General features: G+C 42.6%; 18 protein-coding genes and 1 tRNA gene. 12 read left to right on the forward strand and 7 right to left on the reverse strand.

Translation table 11 applies throughout. From position 1 onward, the window contains the following. Positions 1 to 6 precede the first annotated feature (6 nt). Entirely contained in the window at positions 7 to 1467 is a 1461-nt protein-coding gene (locus tag PR795_RS01270) for an FAD/NAD(P)-binding protein (protein WP_272516582.1), read from the reverse strand. 4 nt (positions 1468 to 1471) lie between these two features. Next, positions 1472 to 2605 (reverse strand): CMD domain-containing protein, encoded by a 1134-nt coding sequence (locus PR795_RS01275; RefSeq protein WP_036962927.1) that lies wholly within the window; start codon positions 2603 to 2605, stop codon positions 1472 to 1474. 227 nt (positions 2606 to 2832) lie between these two features. On the opposite strand from PR795_RS01275, the gene PR795_RS01280 reads away from it, so the two are divergent. Beyond that, complete coding sequence (locus PR795_RS01280; protein WP_006660215.1) at positions 2833 to 3690, forward strand: MetQ/NlpA family ABC transporter substrate-binding protein; 858 nt, start codon at positions 2833 to 2835, stop codon at positions 3688 to 3690. Positions 3691 to 3848: 158 nt separating this feature from the next. Continuing rightward, a complete protein-coding gene (locus PR795_RS01285) occupies positions 3849 to 4586 on the forward strand; it encodes a cyclase family protein (protein WP_036962929.1) in 738 nt (245 codons plus the stop codon). Positions 4587 to 4653: 67 nt separating this feature from the next. On the opposite strand, the gene PR795_RS01290 is transcribed toward PR795_RS01285, so the two are convergent. Continuing rightward, a complete protein-coding gene (locus tag PR795_RS01290; RefSeq protein WP_006660217.1) occupies positions 4654 to 5889 on the reverse strand; it encodes an SLC13 family permease in 1236 nt (411 codons plus the stop codon). Positions 5890 to 6104: 215 nt separating this feature from the next. On the opposite strand from PR795_RS01290, the gene PR795_RS01295 reads away from it, so the two are divergent. Next, positions 6105 to 6530, forward strand: coding sequence for a GNAT family N-acetyltransferase (locus tag PR795_RS01295; protein ID WP_006661328.1), 426 nt, complete (start codon positions 6105 to 6107; stop codon positions 6528 to 6530). Positions 6531 to 6565: 35 nt separating this feature from the next. On the opposite strand, the gene PR795_RS01300 is transcribed toward PR795_RS01295, so the two are convergent. Beyond that, entirely contained in the window at positions 6566 to 6940 is a 375-nt protein-coding gene (locus PR795_RS01300; RefSeq protein ID WP_272516583.1) for a hypothetical protein, read from the reverse strand. A gap of 183 nt (positions 6941 to 7123) precedes the next feature. Beyond that, positions 7124 to 7195, reverse strand: a tRNA-Arg gene (locus tag PR795_RS01305). Between the two features lie 392 nt (positions 7196 to 7587). Between PR795_RS01305 and mlaA the strand changes: the two genes are divergently transcribed. After that, on the forward strand, positions 7588 to 8337 hold the full coding sequence (gene mlaA / locus PR795_RS01310) for a phospholipid-binding lipoprotein MlaA (protein ID WP_006661330.1): 750 nt from the start codon (positions 7588 to 7590) through the stop codon (positions 8335 to 8337). A 502-nt stretch (positions 8338 to 8839) separates the two neighbouring features. On the opposite strand, the gene fadL is transcribed toward mlaA, so the two are convergent. After that, positions 8840 to 10141 (reverse strand): long-chain fatty acid transporter FadL, encoded by a 1302-nt coding sequence (fadL, locus tag PR795_RS01315; protein WP_006661331.1) that lies wholly within the window; start codon positions 10139 to 10141, stop codon positions 8840 to 8842. Between the two features lie 351 nt (positions 10142 to 10492). Here fadL and PR795_RS01320 point away from each other — a divergent pair, with 351 nt between their 5' ends. The 4 genes from PR795_RS01320 (at position 10493) to sixA (ending at position 15303) form a co-directional block, all read left to right on the forward strand. Further along, the gene (locus PR795_RS01320; RefSeq protein WP_006660227.1) at positions 10493 to 10789 is read left to right on the forward strand and encodes a YfcZ/YiiS family protein; all 297 of its coding nucleotides are present in this window, start codon (positions 10493 to 10495) and stop codon (positions 10787 to 10789) included. A gap of 265 nt (positions 10790 to 11054) precedes the next feature. Next, a complete protein-coding gene (fadI, locus tag PR795_RS01325) occupies positions 11055 to 12374 on the forward strand; it encodes an acetyl-CoA C-acyltransferase FadI (protein WP_006660228.1) in 1320 nt (439 codons plus the stop codon). Beyond that, the gene (gene fadJ, locus PR795_RS01330) at positions 12374 to 14587 is read left to right on the forward strand and encodes a fatty acid oxidation complex subunit alpha FadJ (RefSeq protein WP_036978891.1); all 2214 of its coding nucleotides are present in this window, start codon (positions 12374 to 12376) and stop codon (positions 14585 to 14587) included. The genes fadI and fadJ overlap by 1 nt, the downstream gene beginning before the upstream one ends. A gap of 230 nt (positions 14588 to 14817) precedes the next feature. Then, positions 14818 to 15303: a phosphohistidine phosphatase SixA gene (sixA, locus tag PR795_RS01335; protein WP_006661333.1), complete on the forward strand. Its 486-nt coding sequence runs from the start codon at positions 14818 to 14820 to the stop codon at positions 15301 to 15303. Positions 15304 to 15344: 41 nt separating this feature from the next. Here sixA and smrB read toward each other — a convergent pair whose 3' ends face one another. Next, on the reverse strand, positions 15345 to 15890 hold the full coding sequence (gene smrB / locus PR795_RS01340; RefSeq protein WP_006661334.1) for an endonuclease SmrB: 546 nt from the start codon (positions 15888 to 15890) through the stop codon (positions 15345 to 15347). Positions 15891 to 16126: 236 nt separating this feature from the next. On the opposite strand from smrB, the gene hutI reads away from it, so the two are divergent. The 4 genes from hutI (at position 16127) to hutH (ending at position 21807) form a co-directional block, all read left to right on the forward strand. Continuing rightward, the gene (gene hutI, locus PR795_RS01345; protein WP_272516584.1) at positions 16127 to 17362 is read left to right on the forward strand and encodes an imidazolonepropionase; all 1236 of its coding nucleotides are present in this window, start codon (positions 16127 to 16129) and stop codon (positions 17360 to 17362) included. A gap of 171 nt (positions 17363 to 17533) precedes the next feature. Continuing rightward, entirely contained in the window at positions 17534 to 18265 is a 732-nt protein-coding gene (gene hutC / locus PR795_RS01350) for a histidine utilization repressor (protein ID WP_006660233.1), read from the forward strand. A gap of 318 nt (positions 18266 to 18583) precedes the next feature. After that, a complete protein-coding gene (hutU, locus tag PR795_RS01355) occupies positions 18584 to 20263 on the forward strand; it encodes a urocanate hydratase (protein WP_036975370.1) in 1680 nt (559 codons plus the stop codon). Between the two features lie 11 nt (positions 20264 to 20274). Next, positions 20275 to 21807 (forward strand): histidine ammonia-lyase, encoded by a 1533-nt coding sequence (gene hutH, locus PR795_RS01360; RefSeq protein ID WP_006660235.1) that lies wholly within the window; start codon positions 20275 to 20277, stop codon positions 21805 to 21807. Positions 21808 to 21920 lie beyond the last annotated feature (113 nt).

Below are 21920 nucleotides of genomic sequence, written 5' to 3' on the forward strand. Positions count from 1 at the left end.
CCTTTTTTACTCCACATTTTCAGTCTGTTGCACGCGCTGAGCTGGAGGGAGTGCGGGCTGCCATTCATCACCTAATAACTCATTCTCTGTACTGGTTTTAACCCGCTCAAGATGCTGTTGTTGATGAGCTAAATACAATTTAGCCGCGATATGATCGGCTAAACGCTCAGCCCCAGTATTGGTCCCTGGGATCAAACCAATGACAGGTCCCATGCTGAGTGAAGCGCTTAAATTAAAGCAGTAAAAATGGTCAATAAATGGGAATTCGTAACCCGTTTTGGCTTGTAATTCAAAATGTTTTCCAAGATAGGGGTGCGCAGCAAGTTCATCATTCTCTTCACCTTTAGGAGGGGTATAGACATCTCCCCATGTTTTAATGAACGGTGCGAGGCGATGAAATGCAGAGTGCTTATGCCAATTCAAACGATAGCCCGTCGCCAAGATAAGGTAATCAAAAGAGAAATTCCCCTGAGTCGTGGAAACATGCAATTTATTCTCTTTGAGAGCCACATGATTGACTTGGGTATCGAAATTAAAATAGGCATGAGCATGGCGAGAAACACGTAAAGTACTGCCATGAGGAGCGGGAGTTTTCGCTTTCAAAACATAATCGGCATAGTGCCATTTTTGCGCGTCAGTAAAATACCCGTAAGCATGAGTAAAGCCAGCACTGCCTGCGACTTTACCGCGGTTAACTCTCGGCATCTCCTTTGCGCGGATTAATAACTCAACCGACTTAGCTCCGTGTTCTAACGCGGTAGCGGAACTGTCCATCGCGCCAGCACTGTAGCCTACCACGCCAATACTCAGACCGTTAAATCGTTGATAGTCACTGCCTGCGTATGAGTGTTCCCAATAATCGGAGGGAATTTTATCCATAAATTCAGGAATATTAGGCTCACTGAATGATTCCATGCCCGTCGCAATAATGACATGTTGTGCCATAAAGTGAGTTGACCCATTAGGCGTCTCAAACGTGAGTTCACGACCCTGAGGGGTTAGTTTGACATCAATGAGTTGATGCTGGCTAAGCAGTGTCGGTGCAGTCATAGTTTTAAACCATTGTAGGTATTCACCCCACTGCAAACGAGGAATTTTATCAAGAGCTTCCCATGCTTCATTCCCAAATTGGGCTTTAAACCACGCTTGGAATGTTAAAGAAGGGGATGCGAGAGCAGGGCCTACCACCTGTTTTGGTGAACGTAAGGTTTCCATTAATGCTGGTGTCTGCCAAGGTCCTTCTCTACCGGCGGGAGCTTGATCAAAAATGACAGCATTGATGCCTCGTAATTTAAGCGCGAAAGCCGCCGTAACTCCGGACATACCTGCACCAATAATGGCGACATTAATGTGTTGTTCAAACAGGTTTTCATCAGACAGTGTCCATGTGCCAATGGGTAAATTAAGGTACTGTAGATCCTGTTGTATTTGTGCTTCTAGTGCCGCTAATCCAATAACCGGTTCCATGGCATTACTCCTTATTTTCAGGGAGTTCAAAAGGTTCTCCCAAGGTAAGCATTAAGCGATTAGCCCATGAGAAAAATGCACTAGATTGAATCAAATCCAGCAGTTCCAGTTCCGATAACCCGAGTGAGCGTAATTGGCTTATTTGCTTAACGGAGGCTTGAATCGGTGTTGCTGAGAGTGAAGCAACAAGGTCAATAATGGCTAAGAGTCGTGGTTCATAACCTTCGGCAAGCTCATTGCCTGCGGGAGTCGCTAAGAGTTTTTCGACATCAGCATAATGTTCTTTTGAATATTGGCTCGCTTTGCGAGCATGCACAGAAGCACAATAAATACAGCCATTGACTTTACTTACGACAGCAGCAGCAAACTCTCTTTCCCAGCGAGGTAATCCTCCTGAGGTATAAAAAATGCCGCGGTCAATCTGTGTGCGTAGTGCTAAAATTTCACTTTGATGAGCCAAAAGTAAGAAATATTCAGAATTCAGCTGACCATGTTTTTTCATGGTCTGAGTTTCATTCTCATCAAGTGTATTAGCGTCCCGTGCGGATAGCCAAGATTCCCAACCTAATTGTGATTGCGTGAACACTGTCGGTGACGTTTGTCCTAATTGTGTTTGACTAGCATGGTTCCAAATACCAGCTTTAATGGTTTGAGGTTCATTGACGCGATGCCCAGTATTCGGATTTTGTCCAATTAATAAACCTAAGCCTGTAACCAATCGAGATTGGTAAGTGACAAAAGTTATGAGCTGAGCAAGTAAAATAATATCGGGCTCAGACCATCCTTGTTGAATGAATTGCTGTGTTAAGGCGTAATCGGCTTGATTAGGGTTGCTCACTAATATGTGCAAATATTTTTCGGCTAAAGCGAGATGAGCGGTGATTTCAATCTCTGTGTGTGATGACAATAATTCAGCATAATATTTTTCGAGCAATACGGAACCTGTTATTTTCGCCACAAGATGCGCAAAATAATATTTCACATTGAGTGTCAATAATTTGGAAGGTGCTGAAAAAATAGCATCAAAAGCAGCTTGAGTATTTTCTGTTGCTACAGGTCTTTCTGCGCGAGTTTTTGCTAATTCAGAGTCTGGTGTCAGGTTAAGAAGAAAATTAATTAAATCATATTTTGTTGTCATAAATAACTCACTTTATTTAAATTTTTTTATCTCCTTCATTACATATCAATCACATCATTATTCGAACTACCATTTTGTTATATGGTTATAACCATTTTGTTTTGGCATATTTTTATATCTATTTTTATTTAAGTTATAACGATCAGATCTAAGACGTTAAATAAATCCTGTTTATACTCCGGTCAATTAGCAATATAAAAACGGAATGTAATTGAAGGGTAACCACCATGGGGAATATCTCAATGTTCAAACAAAAAATAATAAATTTATCTTTAGTGGCAACAGCAATAATTGTATTAGCAGGATGTGGCGATAATAAAGAAAAAGACAGTGCAGATAAAAAGCAAATTACAATTGGCTTTGGGGTAGGGAATTATATTGATCAAGTGGATAAAGGCATTGTTCCTATTTTAGAAAAGAAAGGTTATCAGGTGACATTACGCCAATTTTCGCAAAATAGGCAAATTAACCCTGCATTTGAAGAAGGCGCTATTGATGCATCGGTAAACCAAAGCCGTGCTTATATGGAAGCTTATAACCAAAAAAATAATATCAACATGGTTGCATTGGCAGATTCACCAAGCGCACCACAAAGTTTACGTTCAAATAAGCATAAATCGTTGGATGAAGTGCAAGATGGCATGATTGTGGCTCTGTCTAATGACCCAGTAAACGCGGAGCGTGGTGCGAGAATTTTAGAACAATTAGGTTGGATTAAAATCAAACCTAATGTGAGTACGCTTAACTTTAGTGTGAATGATATTGAACCTGCTAAATATAAACTGGATATTCGTGAAACCGATGCAGCTCAAGGTTTGCGTTTATTGGATGATGTGGATTTTGTCGTCGTGAATGGTAACTATGTGGCGAGTGCAGGTCAGCGTATTGCTGATGGTTTAGTTGTTGAAAATTCACCGCTTGAGCACCGAGTTATTGTGACGGTTCTGCAAAAAGACCTTGATACGCAATGGGCAAAAGACTTAAAAGAAGCTTTTGAATCAAAAGAATACGCAGATTATATTCGTTCTCAACGTCTGTATGATGGCTTTATTGAGCCTGCAGCATGGGCTAATTACGCTAAATAATTTTCGAACAAGGTTGCCAGTTTGATGACGCAATTGGCAACTCATTCTCTAAGAAGGATAGACAAACGTCATAGAGTTGGTTATTACCTATTCAGAATAAATAAAAAATCCAAAATAAAATTGTCTTAATAAAAGCCAAAATCAGATAGGGGAAAATGATGACTAACGAGGTTTTGAATGCACTGAATGTATTAAAGTCTAAAAAATGGGTCGATTTAACACACAGTTTTGACAAAGACTCACCGCATTTCTTTATGTTTGATTCGGCAGACTTTAAAACATTATTTGATTATTCCGACGGTTTTTTTGCTCAGCAATTTACTTTTCCTGGACAATACGGCACACATATTGATGCTCCTTGCCATTTTGTTGAAGGAAAACGTTTTTTACATGAATTAGAACTGCAAGAATTGGTATTGCCACTGATTGTTATCGACCAATCAAAACGCGCAGAACAAGATCCCAATTTTGCATTTTCTCGTGACGATGTTTTGGCATTTGAGCGGGAATATGGGCGAATTGAACCTGACAGCTTTGTGGCATTACGCACAGACTGGTATAAGCGCTGGCCTTCTCAAGATGCGATGGATAACAAAGATGGTGAAGGTAATAATCAAATTCCCGGTTGGGGAATGGATGCGCTCAAGTTTTTATTTGAAGAACGTGGAGTCAAAGCGATAGGGCATGAAACTTTTGATACCGATTCGGCAAAAGATTTTCGCCAAAATAATGGGCTGTTAGGTGAGTATTACGTATTAGAACAAGATACCTACCAAATAGAGTTAATGGCAAATTTAGATCAACTACCTATTCGCGGTGCCGTGATTTTTAATATTGTGGCTAAACCCAATAATGCGAGTGGTTTTCCTGTTCGTTCATTTGCCATTCTTCCCTAAAAATCTTAAACGCCTTTCTTGCAATATAAGAGGAGAAAGGCGTTATAAGCGGAAAAATATGCCGATGTTATAGCGCAAATATAATCCAAGCCGTGGCTAACAACATACACAAAACAGCGACAATCCCGCCTGATTTAGCAAACTCAGCGAATGAAATTTTCACACCATAAGCAGCCGCTTGTTCTACCACGATAATGCCTGCCAAACTACCAAAAACAAATAAGTTGCTGGAAAAGCCTGAGCCGAGCACCAGTGCCGCACCTAATGCATCCGCATTACCATCAGGGGTTAAAAACGGAACTAACAGCATAACGGACGGATTGTTTCCCACGATCGTACTCAAGACACCTGTCACTAAAAATAGAATTAGAGGGTTATTGAGCTCAACGCCATGGGCTCGTAGATCGTTGAGCATCTGTTGAGGTAAGCCAGTACCCGCAAATGCGGCGTTGACTACAAACAATCCCATGATGAGCAATAAGAGGTTGCCATCTACCAGCTTAAGCATATCGCTAGAAGCGATTGAGCGGTTCAATAATAGAAAACCTGCTGCCGTCAAGGCGATTAATTCTTTTGGGATGTCACTGACCACAAATGCCACAATAACCGCCAGTGTAATCACGCCAGCTTTGGCCGTTTCCCATGTATCAAGCGGGGTCGGTGGTGAAACCGTTTTGGGGGTATTGTTTGGCTCTTTGGCTAAATACCAGCGGTTTCGATACAACCAAACCAGCACAAGCCATGTGAGAGGTAAAGACAATAATGCCGGTATTGCAGAAGATTGCAGCAAGCCCACAAAAGAAATATCTAATCCTTGTGCCGCAATCATGTTTTGTGGGCTACCAATGAGCGAACCTGTTGCGCCGTTATTCGCTGCAAAACAAAATCCGAGCAAAAAGGGAATGGGATTTAGCCCGCGAGAAAGCGTGATAGAAACCAGTAACGGGGTCATTGCGACGACAACCACATCGTTAGTAAGAAGTGCTGAAAGTAACCCGCCGACAACAATGAGCACAGCTAGCAGGGTTGGGGCACTGACTTTTAACATGGCAACGCGATCCGCAGTCCAGTTATAAAAGCCGGAGACCACAAATGAAGCAGACACCACCATTAAGCCAAATAACATGCCGATAGTCCGGTAATCGATGGCATTCCACGCGTGAGGTGGTGTAATGCTATCGATTGCCATCATGGCTAAAGCACCGATGACTGCGGCACCTGTTCTATCGACTTTAAAACCAGGAAGCTTGCCAAATGCCATGGCAACATAGACCAATACAAAAATAATAATGGTAAGTGTCATATTGTTCACATTTATTCTGAAGGATTAGAGGGATTTTACGGTGAATAAGATTACAGGCAAGATAAAAAAACGTTTAGTTTTTAATTGAGTAAACGCAGTCAAACTAAGACATTCGTAATGCGATGTAATTTACCCGATTGATATTAATGAATTTGTTGGGTATTGATTTTTATGCATAATAAAAAAGAGATAAATATAAATAAAATGAGGCTGTTATGAAAATTATCGTAACGAGTGAGATTACGACTGAAGATAGAGAAGCGTTATTTACGGGTTTAAGAAGCTACAACCAACATTTTTTACAGAATAGTTATTTCGGTCAATTAGGTGTTTATAGCAAAGATGAAAAGGGTGTGATGAAAGGTGGATTGCTTGCCTCAATTAAGGGGCGATGGCTATGTATTGACTATTTATGGGTCGATGAATCAATGCGTAAAAATGGATTAGGCAGCCAATTAATGTGCTCAGCAGAAGAAGAAAGTAAAAAATTAGGTTGCCACAATGCGTTAGTTGATACGTTTAGTTTTCAAGCACTACCATTCTATGAAAAGCTTGGATATATAAAACTGATGTCATTGCCTGATTTCCCTGAGCTGGGAATGCAGCGTCATTATCTTTCTAAAAGTTATATGACGGGATAGTGGGTCATTGATGTATATTGCCGCCGTTCCTTTATCTATTCATTAGCGCGAGCCGATAAGTTAACAGGTAAGTATTGACTGTTTCGCCATTGAGATAATATTTCGGTTGCAGTTAATCTTAGTGGTTTATTTGTATCACTAGATGTGTTTAGGTACTGAGTAGAATATTCCAGCAAATGACCATCCTTAAAAATAAACCAGCGATCGGTAGTTGGTTGTAAGACGGCTGGTTGTTGCTTACCGTAATATACAAAGATTTTATAACGTTCTTGCTGTGTTTGTTCATTTGGCGAGCCTTCTATTTGAATCACGTGATTTGGCGTCATCCCGACTTGAACCACTGATAGTGATTTTTCTATTGTGCAACCTGTTACTAAGCTACAAAGAAATAGAGTGGCGATTATTCGCATAGAGATTCGCTCATCAAATAGGAATATGAGCAAAATAATATCGGTGTATCAGTCAAGATGAAATAGGACGAGTCAGTATTTTGGCTCATGGGTTTACTATCATTAGCTAGGATATTTTAGTATTTCACAGGAATGTGAATAACCAGTCTTCGTGTAATTAATTGATTTTATTGATTATTAACTTGTCCCCTGCAGGAATCGAACCTGCAACTAGCCCTTAGGAGGGGCTCGTTATATCCATTTAACTAAGGGGACATTGAGATGGCGCGGGTGAGCGTTTGGCATTTTACTGTCCACCTCCCATCGAATCAAGCTGTTACAACCAATTTCTCTATTTTTATCTTTCTTCGACATTTCTTTGTTGGGTTTTTAATCATTTCCGTCGTAATGAAAAAATAATTTCAGATAAGTCTATCTCTATGTTAATTCGCTAATTAATGCCATATACCGTTGTAATCGTTGTTTTCAAGGCGATCAAGTTATACTTCTTATGATAAGTTGATAATTAAATAGGTTATAATTATGCGAATAAGGTAATTAAACCACTCAAAACGTTTAACACGTTTTTCTATTTGCTTCTATGATAAGGCGATTAGCAATAACGATAAAAACACCATGGCAAGGTGGACTAAAGGATGGAGAGAATGATGAAGTTTCGCATGAGTAGCGTTCTTCTCGCGGGAGTTTTAATGGTTGGGTGCGCTAGCGTTGACCCAGAAACGCAGCAGCGTTCAGACCCGTTAGAAGGCTTTAACCGAGCAATGTTTAACTTTAACTATAATGTCTTAGACCCCTATGTCTTAAGACCTGTAGCGGTTGCTTGGAATGATTATGTGCCAATGCCTGCCCGAAACGGACTCAGTAACTTTCTTGGCAATCTAGAAGAACCCGCTAGCATGCTAAACAGTTTTTTGCGTGGGGAAGTGGAGCAAGGGTTCAAACACTTTAACCGCTTCTTCTTAAACTCCGTATTTGGTATCGGTGGTTTAATCGATGTTGCCGGTATGGCAAATCCTCAATTGGTGAAAGAGGAACCTAAACGTTTTGGTAATACATTAGGCTACTATGATGTCGGTTATGGTCCTTATGTTGTATTACCGGGTTATGGTAGTGCGACATTGCGTGAACAGGGCGGTGACCTTGCTGACGATCTCTACCCAATGCTGAGTTATTTAACGTTCTGGATGTCGGCAGGTAAATGGGCATTAGAAGGTATTGAAACTCGTGCAAGATTGCTCGATTCTGATGGACTACTGAAAAGTTCTTCCGACCCTTACTTGATGTTCCGCGAAGCATATTTCCAGCGTAATGATTTCTTATCGAAAGGCGGTACCTTGCAGCCAGCTGAAAACCCAAATGCGGCGGTGATTGAAGGGGAATTGGATTCGATTGATTAACTGATTGGATGGGGTTTATCACTCTCTATGTTTTTTTAGACATCAGAGAGTGATAAAAATACTGCTAGTCATTGTCCTGTTTTCCTCGTTGGATGACTGTGTCAATCACGGCACTGACGACTAACACGCTAACAAAGCTGATAGTAAATAATGTACCCATAACTTCCTCCTACATTTTCTTCATGGTTTTCCTCAAACGATCGCTTAGTGAGCAATTTTACTGTTTCTTCATGTCAAAAAAATGAAGGTCAGCATCGCATTTAAAAATGAATGGGTGAATAAATATGACTGGAACCAGTACATGAATAAGCCGCAGGAATGTTTTTAACAATAAAATAACATCGGGCTATAATTAATATATAAATCTGTACAAAAAAAAGTCAAGAAAAATTTGGTTTGAGGATGATTTTTCTGCGAAGGGCAGAAAAAGAAAGTCGAGCAGAGGAAGAAATAGAAGAGGGAGATATCAGGGGAGCGAGCTCCCCTGATAGGAGAAAACTGATTAGAAGGTATAGTTAAAGTTAACGCCGTATAACCATGCAGAGCCTTCAGATTTGAAACGAACTTCGGAAGTAGGATCTTTTTCGATCAATCTTTCATTAATATTGACCTTTTTACCGTACATATAAGCAATACCTAAGTCCACAGAAGCATCTTTGTTAAATGCATAAGTGGTACCTGCGGTGAGCCAGTAACGGTCTTGGTCAGGAATAGAAATTGAACGGTATTTAGATGGCACTGGGCTTTCATCGTAAGCAATACCGGTACGGAAGGTCCAGTTATCATCGTAGAAGTAGGTGGTACCTAATGCTAAGCGCCATGCATCATCAAAGTTTTCTGGTTTATGGAATAGCTCTTTGCCATCACTTTTTCTATAGGCAGTTAAGTCTTTGAAAGTACTCCAACCTGTATAAGAAACACTGTAGTGCAGTGCCCATTTCGGATCGACTTTATGGTAACCGGAGAATTCCCAAACATCAGGTAGGTTTAAATCTAAAGTTCCCTTAACAGTCTTACCCCCCGTAGGGTTAAGCGCTTGAATTGGTGGTAATGGAAGGTTTGGGATCCCGTTAGAATATTTACCATCTTCAAATTTCACTTTCACTTTTGAACGGTAGGTAAAACTTAAACGGTTATCTTGGTTGATTTCATACAGAAGCCCCGCGTTCCAACCGTAACCCCAATCATCACCTTTTAATTTAGCGGCATCTGTGCTTGGTGTAATTCCCAAACCACCAAGACCTTTAGCTTTCTCGCCCATGTGACGTGTAATTTCAGCATCGGCATAAACGGCATTCGCACCTAAACCAAAACTGAAGTTGTCGTTGATACGATAGGCGCCGCTTAAATTTAAGTTAACGGTTTTTAAATCTGTTTTACCGCCAACTAAGCCTGCTGCATAATCTTTATGGAAGTCAGTCGCGAGGCCAAAGTTAGTGGTCATGGAAGTACCAACTGCCCATTTATCATTGATTGGAAAGATAAAGTGAGCGTTAGGTACTACGGCATTAGGGGCGATGTTATTGGCAGTATACTTATCGTCATCACGCCCTTTGATATCTACGGTTGGGTCAATATAAACCGCACCAATTGACATGGTTGGTCGATCAAATAACATCATTGCAGCTGGGTTACGGCTGCCTTCACTTGCGTTGTCGCCGACGGCTCCTGCGCCTGAAAATGCACGTCCTAAGGCTGAGGTTGAATATTCATTCAGCAAAAAACCAGCTGCGCTTGCATTGGAGGAGATAACAGCCACTGCGATTGCTAAAGCTGATCGAGCAAATAGGTTTTTCTGGTTCATGACCAAAACCCTCTAGTAGTTTTATTTAAATAAGCGACTTCTATCGCAAGAAGCGCTGAATTGTAGGGTCGCTTGCCTCAATGACAAATCAGACCAGTTCACTGAGTATAGGTCTGACCACTGGGTATGTTGCAAGGTTGTTTTGTTTTTGTGCGATTTTTATTTTCGAAAATGCGATGCAATTAACAAAATGGCAACATTCGAATGAGCTTAACGAGTAAGAAATGCTCATATAAGGAACTAGATCAAACTTATGTTGGATTATTAGCAATTAAATTTGATATCACTAGTGTTTGGCACTTTTTCAGCGTTATGATACTTACTTAACAGTTTGTTCATTGGGAGAATAAAATGACTGATGCGATTAAACGTTGTAGCGCGGATGAAACGGCTGCATGCTGCTGTGTAGATGTCGGTACTGTACTGGAAAATAAGGATTGCACCGCATCGTATCAGCAAGTTTTCGCCACTCAGCAAGACGCTGAAGCGATGTTGAAAACACTCACTGAAAAAGCGAAATCAGTAGAGTCAGAACCGTGCGAAATTACTCACTCAATCAACCCTGTTGCAGGTGGTGTGGAGTTATCCGCGAACTTTACATTTAGCTGTGAAGCAGAAAGCTTGATTTTCCAATTAGGCTTACGTTAATCAAACGTTTGAATTCCTTCTCAAGGCCCATTGACTCTATTATTTCGCGTATGCGTCATTTCTAGAAGTGAATGGGTTTTTTCTGACTAAAAACCCACCAAATTTCCTGCCATTATGGCCAATTGATTGTAACTTGTGTGTGAGCTCGCATTTTTTATCGACACTGATTGATAAATGTGACGAATATGTTAACTATTCACACAGGTCAGACCTCTTATTTTAATCACAACAACTCTACTTTATTTTCCTTTTAGCAGGAGCGACCATGAATCAACTCTCTCACCATGGCGATAATCGGCATTCAGTAAAAGAAAGAATTGCCATTGTTAGCGGATTACGTTTGCCTTTTGCTAAGCAATCTACGGCTTATCTCAATATTCCCGCTGTGGATTTAGGCAAAACTGTCGTTGCAGAACTACTTCATCGTAGTGATATCGATCCATCGATTATTGAACAACTGGTGTTTGGTCAAGTTGTTCAAATGCCGGAAGCGCCCAATATTGCGAGAGAAATTGTCTTGGGCACAGGAATGAGTGTTTCGACAGATGCCTACAGTGTATCTCGCGCCTGCGCTACCAGCTTCCAAGCTATTGTGAATGTGGCACAAAGTATGATGGTGGGTGATATCTCTGTGGGTATTGCGGGGGGAGCAGACTCCTCTTCTGTTTTACCCATTGGTGTCTCGAAGAAGCTCGCTGCAACATTATTAGCATTAAGTAAAGCGAAGTCATTCGGGCAAAAATTATCGCTGATTAGCAAATTGCGCTTGAAAGATTTAGCGCCGGTCGCGCCGGGTGTAGCGGAATACTCAACAGGGTTGCGCATGGGGGATACGGCTGAACAGATGGCAAAAAGCTACCATATTAGCCGTGAGCAACAAGATGAATTAGCACATCGCTCTCATCTATTGGCGGCGAAAGCATGGAAAAGTGGCGTACTGGATGACGAAGTGATGACGGCGTATATGCCGCCTTATAAGCAAGCTTTCTCTCGCGATAATAACGTGCGTGAAAATTCGGTTCTGACGTCTTACGCGAAGCTCAGACCCGCCTTTGACAGAAAACACGGTAGTGTTACTGCTGCGAACAGTACACCACTTACGGATGGTGCGGCAGCCGTGTTGATGATGACTGAATCTCGTGCGAAAGCATTGGGCTACACTCCATTAGGTTATATTAAAAGCTACGCATTCTCGGCGATTGATGTCTGGGAAGATATGTTATTGGGACCGTCTTATGCGACGCCGATTGCGTTAAAAAAGGCGGGACTGACTTTGCAAGATCTTACCTTGATTGATATGCATGAAGCTTTTGCTGCTCAAACGCTCTCTAATATTCAAATGTTTGCGAGTCAACAATTTGCCCAAGAAAAACTCGGTCTATCGAAAGCGATAGGGGAAATTGATATGGACAAGTTTAATGTGTTAGGTGGTTCAATTGCGTATGGGCATCCGTTTGCTGCGACAGGGGCAAGAATGGTCACTCAAACATTGAACGAGCTACGTAGACGTGGCGGCGGTTTTGGGTTAACAACAGCCTGTGCGGCAGGTGGGCTCGGAGTGGCAATGATTTTGGAGGCAGAATAATGACGCAACATTCGACGGTAGTCACGGAGCCAGCATTCACGTTAAAGATAGTTAATGGCAATGTTGGTGTGATTTATATTGATGTTCCTAATGAAAAAGTGAATACCTTGAAAGCTGAATTTGCACAGCAATTTCATGCTATTTTACAGCAAGCTCAATCCACTTCAGGTCTGAAAGGCTTGGTGATTACGTCAGGAAAAAAAGACAATTTTATCGCCGGTGCAGACATCAGCATGATTGCCAATTGCACTAGCAAAGAGCAGGCGAGTGAATTGTCGAAACAAGGGCATACACTGTTCGACAAAATTGAAAATTATCCGCTGCCAATTATCGCCGCTATTCATGGCGCATGCCTTGGTGGCGGCTTGGAGCTAGCGCTGGCTTGCCATGCGCGTGTTTGCTCTGATGATGATAAAACCAAATTGGGTCTCCCTGAAGTACAGCTGGGTCTACTTCCTGGGTCGGGAGGAACACAGCGTTTACCTCGCTTAATTGGTATCCCTAATGCGCTGGATATTATGCTGACAGGGCGCCAACTGAAAGGCAAACAGGCATTAAAAATGCGGTTAGTGGATGATGTGGTTCCTTTGTCGATTTTATTGGATACCGCTGTGGAGCTAGCGCAAAAAGGCGGTGTGAAACGTAAGCCTCTACCTTGGCAGCAGCGTTTACTCAGTAGTAAATTACTGCGCAATAAAGTATTTGCTAGTGCGAAAGAAAAAACGGTCAAGAAAACCCAAGGGCATTATCCTGCACCAGAGAAAATTATTCAGGTTGTTAAAGCAGGGATGAACCATGGATTAAAAGTCGGTTTTGCCGAAGAAGCCAAAGCTTTTGGTGAACTGGCAATGACACCAGAATCAGCCGCTTTACGTAGCCTATTTTTTGCCTCTACAGCACTTAAAAATGAAACAGGTGCAGAAGCTAAACCTAAAACGATTAAGCAAGTTGGCGTATTGGGTGGCGGCTTAATGGGGGGCGGGATTGCTTATGTGAGCGCTGTATTTGGTAAATACCCCGTGCGTATTAAAGACATTTCAGACAAAGGCATTTCTCAAGCGTTGCGTTACAGCTGGGATTTGCTCTCCCAGCGTGTCAGTAAAAGGCGCTTACCTGTGCGGGAGCGAGATGCCATTATGGCGAGAATCTCTGGTACGCTCACTTATCAAGGGTTAGAAACTGCAGATATCGTGGTGGAGGCGGTTTTTGAGGATCTGGCGCTAAAACGTAAAATGGTGCAAGAAACAGCAAAAATGTCGGAAGGGAAAGCGATATTTGCATCGAATACATCGTCGTTGCCTATTCATCGCATTGCAGAAGGTAGCCCACACCCCGAGAAGGTGATTGGACTGCACTATTTTAGCCCAGTTGATAAAATGCCGCTGGTGGAAGTGATCCCGCATCAGCAAACCGATGCAGCCACAGTAGCGACAACTATTGCGTTTGCTAAGCGCCAAGGCAAAACCGCGATAGTGGTCGGAGATGATGCTGGCTTCTATGTAAACCGAATTTTAGCGCCGTATTTATGTGAAGCTGCACAGTGCCTTGTTGAAGGAAATGCCATCGACCACATCGATAAAGCATTAGTGAAATTTGGTTTCCCAGTGGGACCTTTCCATCTGTTAGATGAAGTGGGTATTGATGTGGGAACTAAAATTCTCCCTATTTTGGTTGAGCGGTTTGGTCATCGTTTTAAAGCGCCAGATGTGCTTGATAAAGTGATTAATGACGATCGTAAAGGCAAGAAAAATGGACGTGGGTTTTATGTTTATGGGCAAACTGGGGGCAAGCTTACTTTCTGGAAAAAATCCACAAAACGCCAAGTTGACCACGGTATTTATTCACTGATTAGCATTCATCCCTCAACGACGACAAGCCAAACAGACATTGCCCAGCGCTGTGTCATGCTGATGCTGAATGAAGCCGCTCGTTGTTTAGAAGAAAACATTATTCGTAGTGCCCGTGATGGGGATATTGGCGCAGTATTCGGTATTGGCTTCCCGCCATTTTTTGGTGGACCTTTCCGTTATATGGATAGCCTTGGGGTCGGCAAAGTCGTCGAAATACTGCAACAGCTGACCGAAAAACACGGTGATAAATTTACGCCGTGTAAATTACTGGTGGATATGGCACAGTCTAATCGTCAGTTTTATCCCGCGGATGATCATGAAAAAAATGCATTATCATCGGAAGAGAATAGCAGCACTAATTAAATTATAATTGCCTTTTAATCAACCTGATACCGCATTTAAATGCTGTGGTTATCAGGTTTTTTATGGCTGAATAACGAAAAATGTCAGTAAAAAACAATGTAAATCATTTTATTTGCAACGGGTTTGTTGCAGAATCTCTTCTCACCCCAACTGATGGTTATCTTTAACTATAATTATCTAAATGAAAAGACCCATATTCTCATGTGGAATAGCGGCACAGATGGTGGATTATGCAAGTTTATATTATGCGTCATGGTGATGCTGTGATACAGGCAGCGAGTGACTCGGCAAGACCATTAACCCAGAAAGGGAAAGATGATTCCATACTCATGGCGAAGTGGTTGCAAGCGCGTCATCCGTTAATTGATACGGTATTAGTGAGCCCATATTTACGGGCAGAGCAAACGTGGCAAGTGATGCGCGATGAACTGTCTTTACCCTCGCAAGTACAGGTTATGGATGGTTTAACGCCTGGCGGAAATGCAGAGTGGGTTGCTGCGCAAATTCGGGATTATGCATTTAGTGGCGCCAAAGCGGTTTTAGTCGTTTCTCATCTTCCACTCGTGGGTTATTTGGTGTCGGAATTGTGCCCTCAAGAAGCACCGCCTATGTTTACAACCTCGACTATTGCGTGCGTTGAGGTGAATACTGAGCAGATGAAATGTCATTTAGAATGGATGCTCAGTCCATCGCAGATCTCATTGATCCAATCCTAAGTTTGAGCATCATGGTGATGAAACAGTCCGTAAATGAGTGCTTAACGGCGAGCACTCTCCGTTGTTTCAATTAATAATAACAGCGAGGCATTACCTCCCCACTCTTTAGGGGCTTGGTGAAAGGCAACAATATCAGGATGTTGGGCTAGCCATAAGGGTGTTTGCTGTTTCAAAATATGCTTACCATGCCCATGCATGATACAAGCACAATGCACATTTTCCCGTTTACATGCTGCTATCAATGCACCAATTTCTTGTTTTGCTTCCATTTGGGTGAGTCCGTGAAGGTCAAGAAATAGCTCTGGTACATAGTCCCCACGACGTAATTTTTTTAATTCATAGGGGTTGGAGTCCGGCCGTAAGAAGCGAGTCGGACCGTCATTATCTAGCTGTGGTTGAAATTCATCAGAAAAATAAAATGAAGCATCTACTTGTTCTTGTTGAACTTTTTTACGGGATGGCTGAGTGACTTTTTCACGAATAGGGGCATGCACTATTTGGTCTTGGTGAATTTTTTTGGCACCCCGAATCGCTTCTTTAAATAGATTAATGTCGCCGTCTTCTAAGGCAAATTTCTTTTTATTCATGGTTAATAAATCATTCTTTTGAGATGGGTAAAACTGCCAGTAGTGTAACCCATTTTTTGCATGAACGGTTATCATAGAATATTTTTAGCGCTACGTAACAAATTTATAACTTTTGCACGTCTATCCATTGACAATAGATAGATAAGTAGTCTAATTGTATATACATATATATACCTTTGTATCCCTACCTTTCATATGTGAAGCCTAATTGGGTTTCTGTTGCCATAGGATGATTTATGTTATTTAAAGCACATGCGAATGATATGATCTGGCGTAACGGTCGGATTGCGACAATGAATACCGAATTGGGCACGGCATACGGCTTACTGGAAAATCACGATTTGATCATTCGTGGTGAACAAATTATCGCGATCCATCCTAGCGACCACGTGGAAGCTAATGGCTGCGATATTATTGATGTTAAAGGTCGTTTAATCACGCCTGGGTTAATTGATTGCCACACTCATTTAGTTTTTGGTGGTAACCGTGCGGCAGAATGGGAACAGCGGATGAATGGTGTTTCCTATGAAACAATTAGTGCGCAGGGTGGTGGGATCAATTCGACGGTACGCTCGACACGGGCAATGAGCGAAGAGGCATTATTTGATGTATCTAAACCGCGCCTTGAAGCGCTGATCCGTGAAGGTGTCACGACAGTTGAGATGAAGTCGGGTTATGGACTCGATCTGGCAAGCGAAGAAAAGCAATTGTTAGTTGCAAAGCGATTATTTGCAGCTTATCCGATAGAGGTTAGCTCAACGTTACTTTCTGCTCATACCGTTCCGCCTGAATATAAGGGCAGAGCCGACGAGTATATTGACCTTATATGCAACGAAATCATGCCGCAATTATGGAAGAAAGGCTTATTTGATGCCGTAGACGTATTCTGTGAAAGTGTTGGCTTTTCTCTTAAGCAAAGTGAAAAACTATTTTTGGCTGCTCAAAAATTGGGAATTCCAGTGAAAGGGCACGTTGAGCAACTCTCTAATTTAGGGGGAAGTGAACTTGTCGCACAGTTTAAAGGTTTGTCTGTTGACCATATTGAATACCTAGATCTTAACGGTATACAGGCTCTGAAACGCAGTGGTACGGTCGCTGTGCTACTACCTGGCGCTTTCTATTTCTTGCGTGAAACCAAGTTACCCCCCATTGACTTATTACGTGAACACCAAGTCCCTATCGCCATTTCCACTGACTTTAATCCGGGCACTAGCCCGTTTGCCTCACTGCGTATGGTGATGAATATGGCTGCGGTCTTGTTTAGATTAACACCGGAAGAGATTTGGGCAGGCGTGACGCGCCACGCCGCAAAAGCATTAGGTCGCGAGGATGCGATAGGGCAGCTAAGTGCCGGTTATCAGGCAAACTTTGTGGTATGGAATGCACACGATCCGGTTGAAATGATTTATGAGCAAGGGAGTAATCCATTACATCAGCGTGTTTACCAAGGAAAAGTGACCCATCAAAATTAACCGTTCAATTAATTTAAAATAGAAAAAGTGTTTTCGTTTTTCAGGTTATAATCATATTTATTCATAAAGTTCTGATTGCTGCCTCGGTTTGTTATCGCCACGATAGGCAGCGATTGTTTGATTAATTTTCAATGTTGACTACTCACACTCATTACTTATTTGGAAATAAACGTGACAGCCGAAAAAAAACCGAAGCTGAAAACTCCTGTTCCATTGTATTTGCAAGTTAAGCAGTCAATTATTGAAAAAATACAAGCAGGGGAATGGCAAGCGAACGACCGTGTACCGTCGGAAGCGGAGTTAGTCGTACAGTTTGATTGTAGCCGGATGACGGCGAACCGAGCCCTGCGGGAATTAACTGCGGAGGGCTTATTGGTGCGTCTTCAAGGTGTTGGCACGTTTGTTGCCGAGCCGAAAGGGCAATCTGCTTTGTTCGAAATTCATAGTATTGAGAATGAAATCCTCGCAAGGAATCATCAATACAGTTGTAAAATTACTAAATTAGAGCAAGTTCTTGCCTCCGTAACGCTGGCAAAAGAATTAAATATTCCCCCAGAAACCCCCGTCTATCATTCTGTGATGGTTCATTTGGAAAACGATATTCCAGTACAAATCGAAGACCGTTTTGTGAATGCTTTGGCTGCCCCTGATTACCTTGAACAAGATTTTATGACCATCACGCCTCATGATTATTTATCTCGTGTTGCGCCATTGACTCAAGGCGAGCACATCGTTGAGGCGGTAGAAGCCGATGACCGAAGTGCACGGCTTTTGCAGGTTCACGTGGGTGCATCATGCTTGCAAATTACCCGCCGAACATGGTCACAAAGTCATATCGTGACCAGTACCAAGCTATTATTCCCTGGTCACCGATATAAACTTAAAGGCAGCTTTTCTTCCTAATGGTAGGCACAAAATGCATCGTGCTGCCATGTCGACATTCGCACAGCCACAAGTAGCTGTGCGAACCTCAAACTCCCGCCATAAATGTAAAATAACTGTGAAGTAAATGTGATCTGGTAGGCAGATTTAGAATAAAAAAACACCAGTAAAATCAAGGGGTGTTTTTCTATATAATTGTTATTAATAAATTATTTTCATCTTCGATGTTCGTTATCGCCATCTCAATTGTTAAAAAATAAATTGATTGTACATGTATATACAACTATATCTATAGGGAGACGCTATAAGTCAAACACGCATCTAAGTGAGGGTATATTCGTGACAAAGTTAAATAACAAATATCGTAATATTGAAATTCGAGCACCTCGTGGAACCACCTTGACGGCTAAAAATTGGCTGACAGAAGCACCACTGCGCATGTTGATGAACAACCTCGATCCTGACGTGGCAGAAAATCCCCATGAATTAGTGGTTTATGGTGGGATTGGTCGCGCAGCCCGTAACTGGCAATGTTATGACCAAATTGTTGAATCCCTAAAGCAGCTAGAGAGCGATGAAACTTTACTCGTGCAATCGGGTAAACCCGTTGGCGTATTTAAAACTCACGAAAATGCGCCTCGCGTACTCATTGCTAACTCTAACCTTGTACCTCATTGGGCGAATTGGGAACATTTTAATGAACTCGATGCGAAAGGTTTAGCAATGTACGGTCAAATGACTGCGGGAAGCTGGATTTATATTGGCAGCCAAGGGATTGTTCAAGGCACATATGAAACCTTCGTTGAAGCTGGCCGCCAACATTATAACGGTGATTTAACCGGGCGTTGGGTGTTAACGGCAGGTTTAGGTGGAATGGGTGGCGCACAACCATTAGCGGCAACATTAGCCGGTGCTTGTTCGTTAAATATTGAGTGCCAGCAAAGCCGCATCGATTTCCGCTTAAGAACCCACTATGTGGATGAACAAGCGACAGATTTAGATGATGCGTTAGCACGCATCAAGAAATACACCTCAGAAGGCAAAGCCGTTTCTATCGCATTATGTGCCAATGCCGCCGAGGTCTTGCCTGAGCTTGTCCGTCGTGGTGTTAAGCCCGATATGGTGACTGACCAAACGAGTGCCCATGATCCACTTAATGGCTATCTACCCATTGGCATGAGCTGGGAACAATATCGCGAGAAGAGCGTACAAGATCCTCAAGGCACCGCGCTGGCAGCGAAGAAATCCATGGCAGAACATGTGAAAGCGATGCTGGCATTTCAAGCACAAGGTATTCCGACATTCGACTACGGTAATAATATTCGCCAAATGGCATTAGAAATGGGCGTTGAAAATGCGTTCGATTTCCCTGGGTTTGTGCCTGCGTATATTCGTCCTCTATTTTGCCGTGGTGTGGGTCCCTTCCGTTGGGTTGCACTCTCAGGTGACCCTGAAGATATCTATAAAACCGATGCAAAAGTGAAAGAGTTACTGCCTGATGATAAACATCTGCATCGCTGGCTGGACATGGCTCGTGAGCGTATTAGTTTCCAAGGTTTGCCAGCGCGTATTTGCTGGGTTGGCTTAGGAGATCGTGCCAAATTAGGTTTAGCGTTCAATGAAATGGTGAGAAGTGGTGAGGTATCTGCTCCGATTGTCATTGGTCGCGATCACTTGGATTCGGGGTCGGTAGCAAGCCCGAACCGAGAAACAGAAGCGATGAAAGATGGTTCAGATGCCGTGTCTGATTGGCCATTACTTAATGCATTACTCAATACTGCCAGCGGTGCAACGTGGGTGTCATTACACCACGGTGGCGGCGTTGGAATGGGCTTCTCTCAACATTCTGGTGTAGTGATTGTGTGTGATGGTACCGATGCTGCCGCAGAGCGAATTGCGCGTGTATTACATAATGACCCTGCAACTGGCGTGATGCGCCATGCGGATGCAGGTTATGACATCGCTATCGAATGTGCGAAAGAGAAAAACTTAAACTTACCTATGCTAAAAACACGTTAGGAGTGCCATTGATGACTAAATTAACGATCCATCCAGGGAAAATGACACTCGATGAATTACGCGTTGTCTTCCAAAAATCCGTTACCGTAGCATTAGATAAACATGCACACAGCGCCATTGAAAAAAGTGTCGCGACGGTCAATAAAATTATTGCTGAAGATAAAACAGCATACGGTATTAATACTGGGTTTGGTTTACTCGCTAACACCCGTATTGCCAGCAAAGATCTGCAATCTTTACAACGCTCTATTGTAATGTCCCATGCGGCGGGAGTGGGCGAACCACTGGATGATGATCTGGTTCGCTTGATTATGGTGCTCAAAATCAACAGTCTTGCTCGCGGTTTTTCAGGTATTCGCTTGGAAGTGATTGAGGCATTAATTGCGTTAGTTAACGCGCAAGTGTATCCGTTCATTCCTGCAAAAGGTTCTGTAGGTGCATCTGGCGACTTAGCACCATTGGCACATATGAGCTTAATTCTGATTGGTGAAGGTAAAGCACGTGTTGATGGTCAATGGTTACCGGCGAAAAAAGCGTTAGAAAAAGCGGGCTTGAAGCCATTAACGCTGGAAGCTAAAGAAGGTTTAGCACTCCTGAACGGAACTCAAACCTCGACAGCATTTGCATTAAAAGGTCTATTTGCTGCTGAAAATTTATTGTTATCGGGTATTGTGTGTGGCGCATTAAGTGTCGAAGCCACATTAGGTTCACGTAAGCCATTTGATGCACGTGTCCAAGAAGTTCGTGGTCAAAAAGGTCAAATTGATGTGGCAGCATTATTCCGTGATGTTCTGTCGCCAACCAGTGAGCTGTCACAATCCCATGCGAACTGCTCGAAAGTTCAAGACCCCTATTCATTACGTTGCCAACCGCAGGTGATGGGCGCATGTTTAACGCAAATTCGCCAAGCCGCTGAGGTGATTTTAATTGAATCAAACGCAGTTTCCGATAACCCTCTGGTATTTACGGATAACGGCGACATCATTTCTGGCGGTAACTTCCATGCTGAACCAGTTGCGATGGCAGCGGATAATATCGCGTTGGCGTTAGCGGAAATTGGTGCGTTATCAGAGCGTCGTATTGCTATGTTGATGGACACGCATATGTCCCAACTCCCGCCATTCTTGGTCAACAATGGGGGGGTAAACTCCGGCTTTATGATTGCGCAGGTAACGGCAGCCGCATTAGCAAGTGAAAACAAAGCGTTAGCACATCCATCTAGTGTGGATAGCTTACCAACTTCTGCGAACCAAGAAGATCACGTTTCGATGGCGCCAGCAGCCGGTCGTCGTTTGTGGGAAATGGCGAAAAACGTTACGGGAATTTTAGCCATCGAGTGGCTATCTGCGTGTCAGGGAATGGATTTCCGCGATGGCTTAAAATCGAGTGAAAAACTGGAAAAAGCCCGTAAAACCTTGCGTGATAAAGTCGCGTATTACGATAAAGACCGTTATTTCGCGCCGGACATCGAGGCAGCTATCTCGCTTATTGATCAACATAAACTTGCCACGTTGTTTGCAGCAAACTCGGTTTTTCATTCATAAAAACCTGTAGTTCATATACCGATAGTTCCTATAAGTAAGTGTTTTAAAAGCAGCCGACTATGTATCGGCTGCGAATTCTCTTCGAAACGACTGATAAAAACGAAGGACACAAC

The organism is Providencia sp. PROV209 (assembly GCF_028479485.1).
In the GTDB taxonomy this organism is placed as follows: domain Bacteria; phylum Pseudomonadota; class Gammaproteobacteria; order Enterobacterales; family Enterobacteriaceae; genus Providencia; species Providencia alcalifaciens.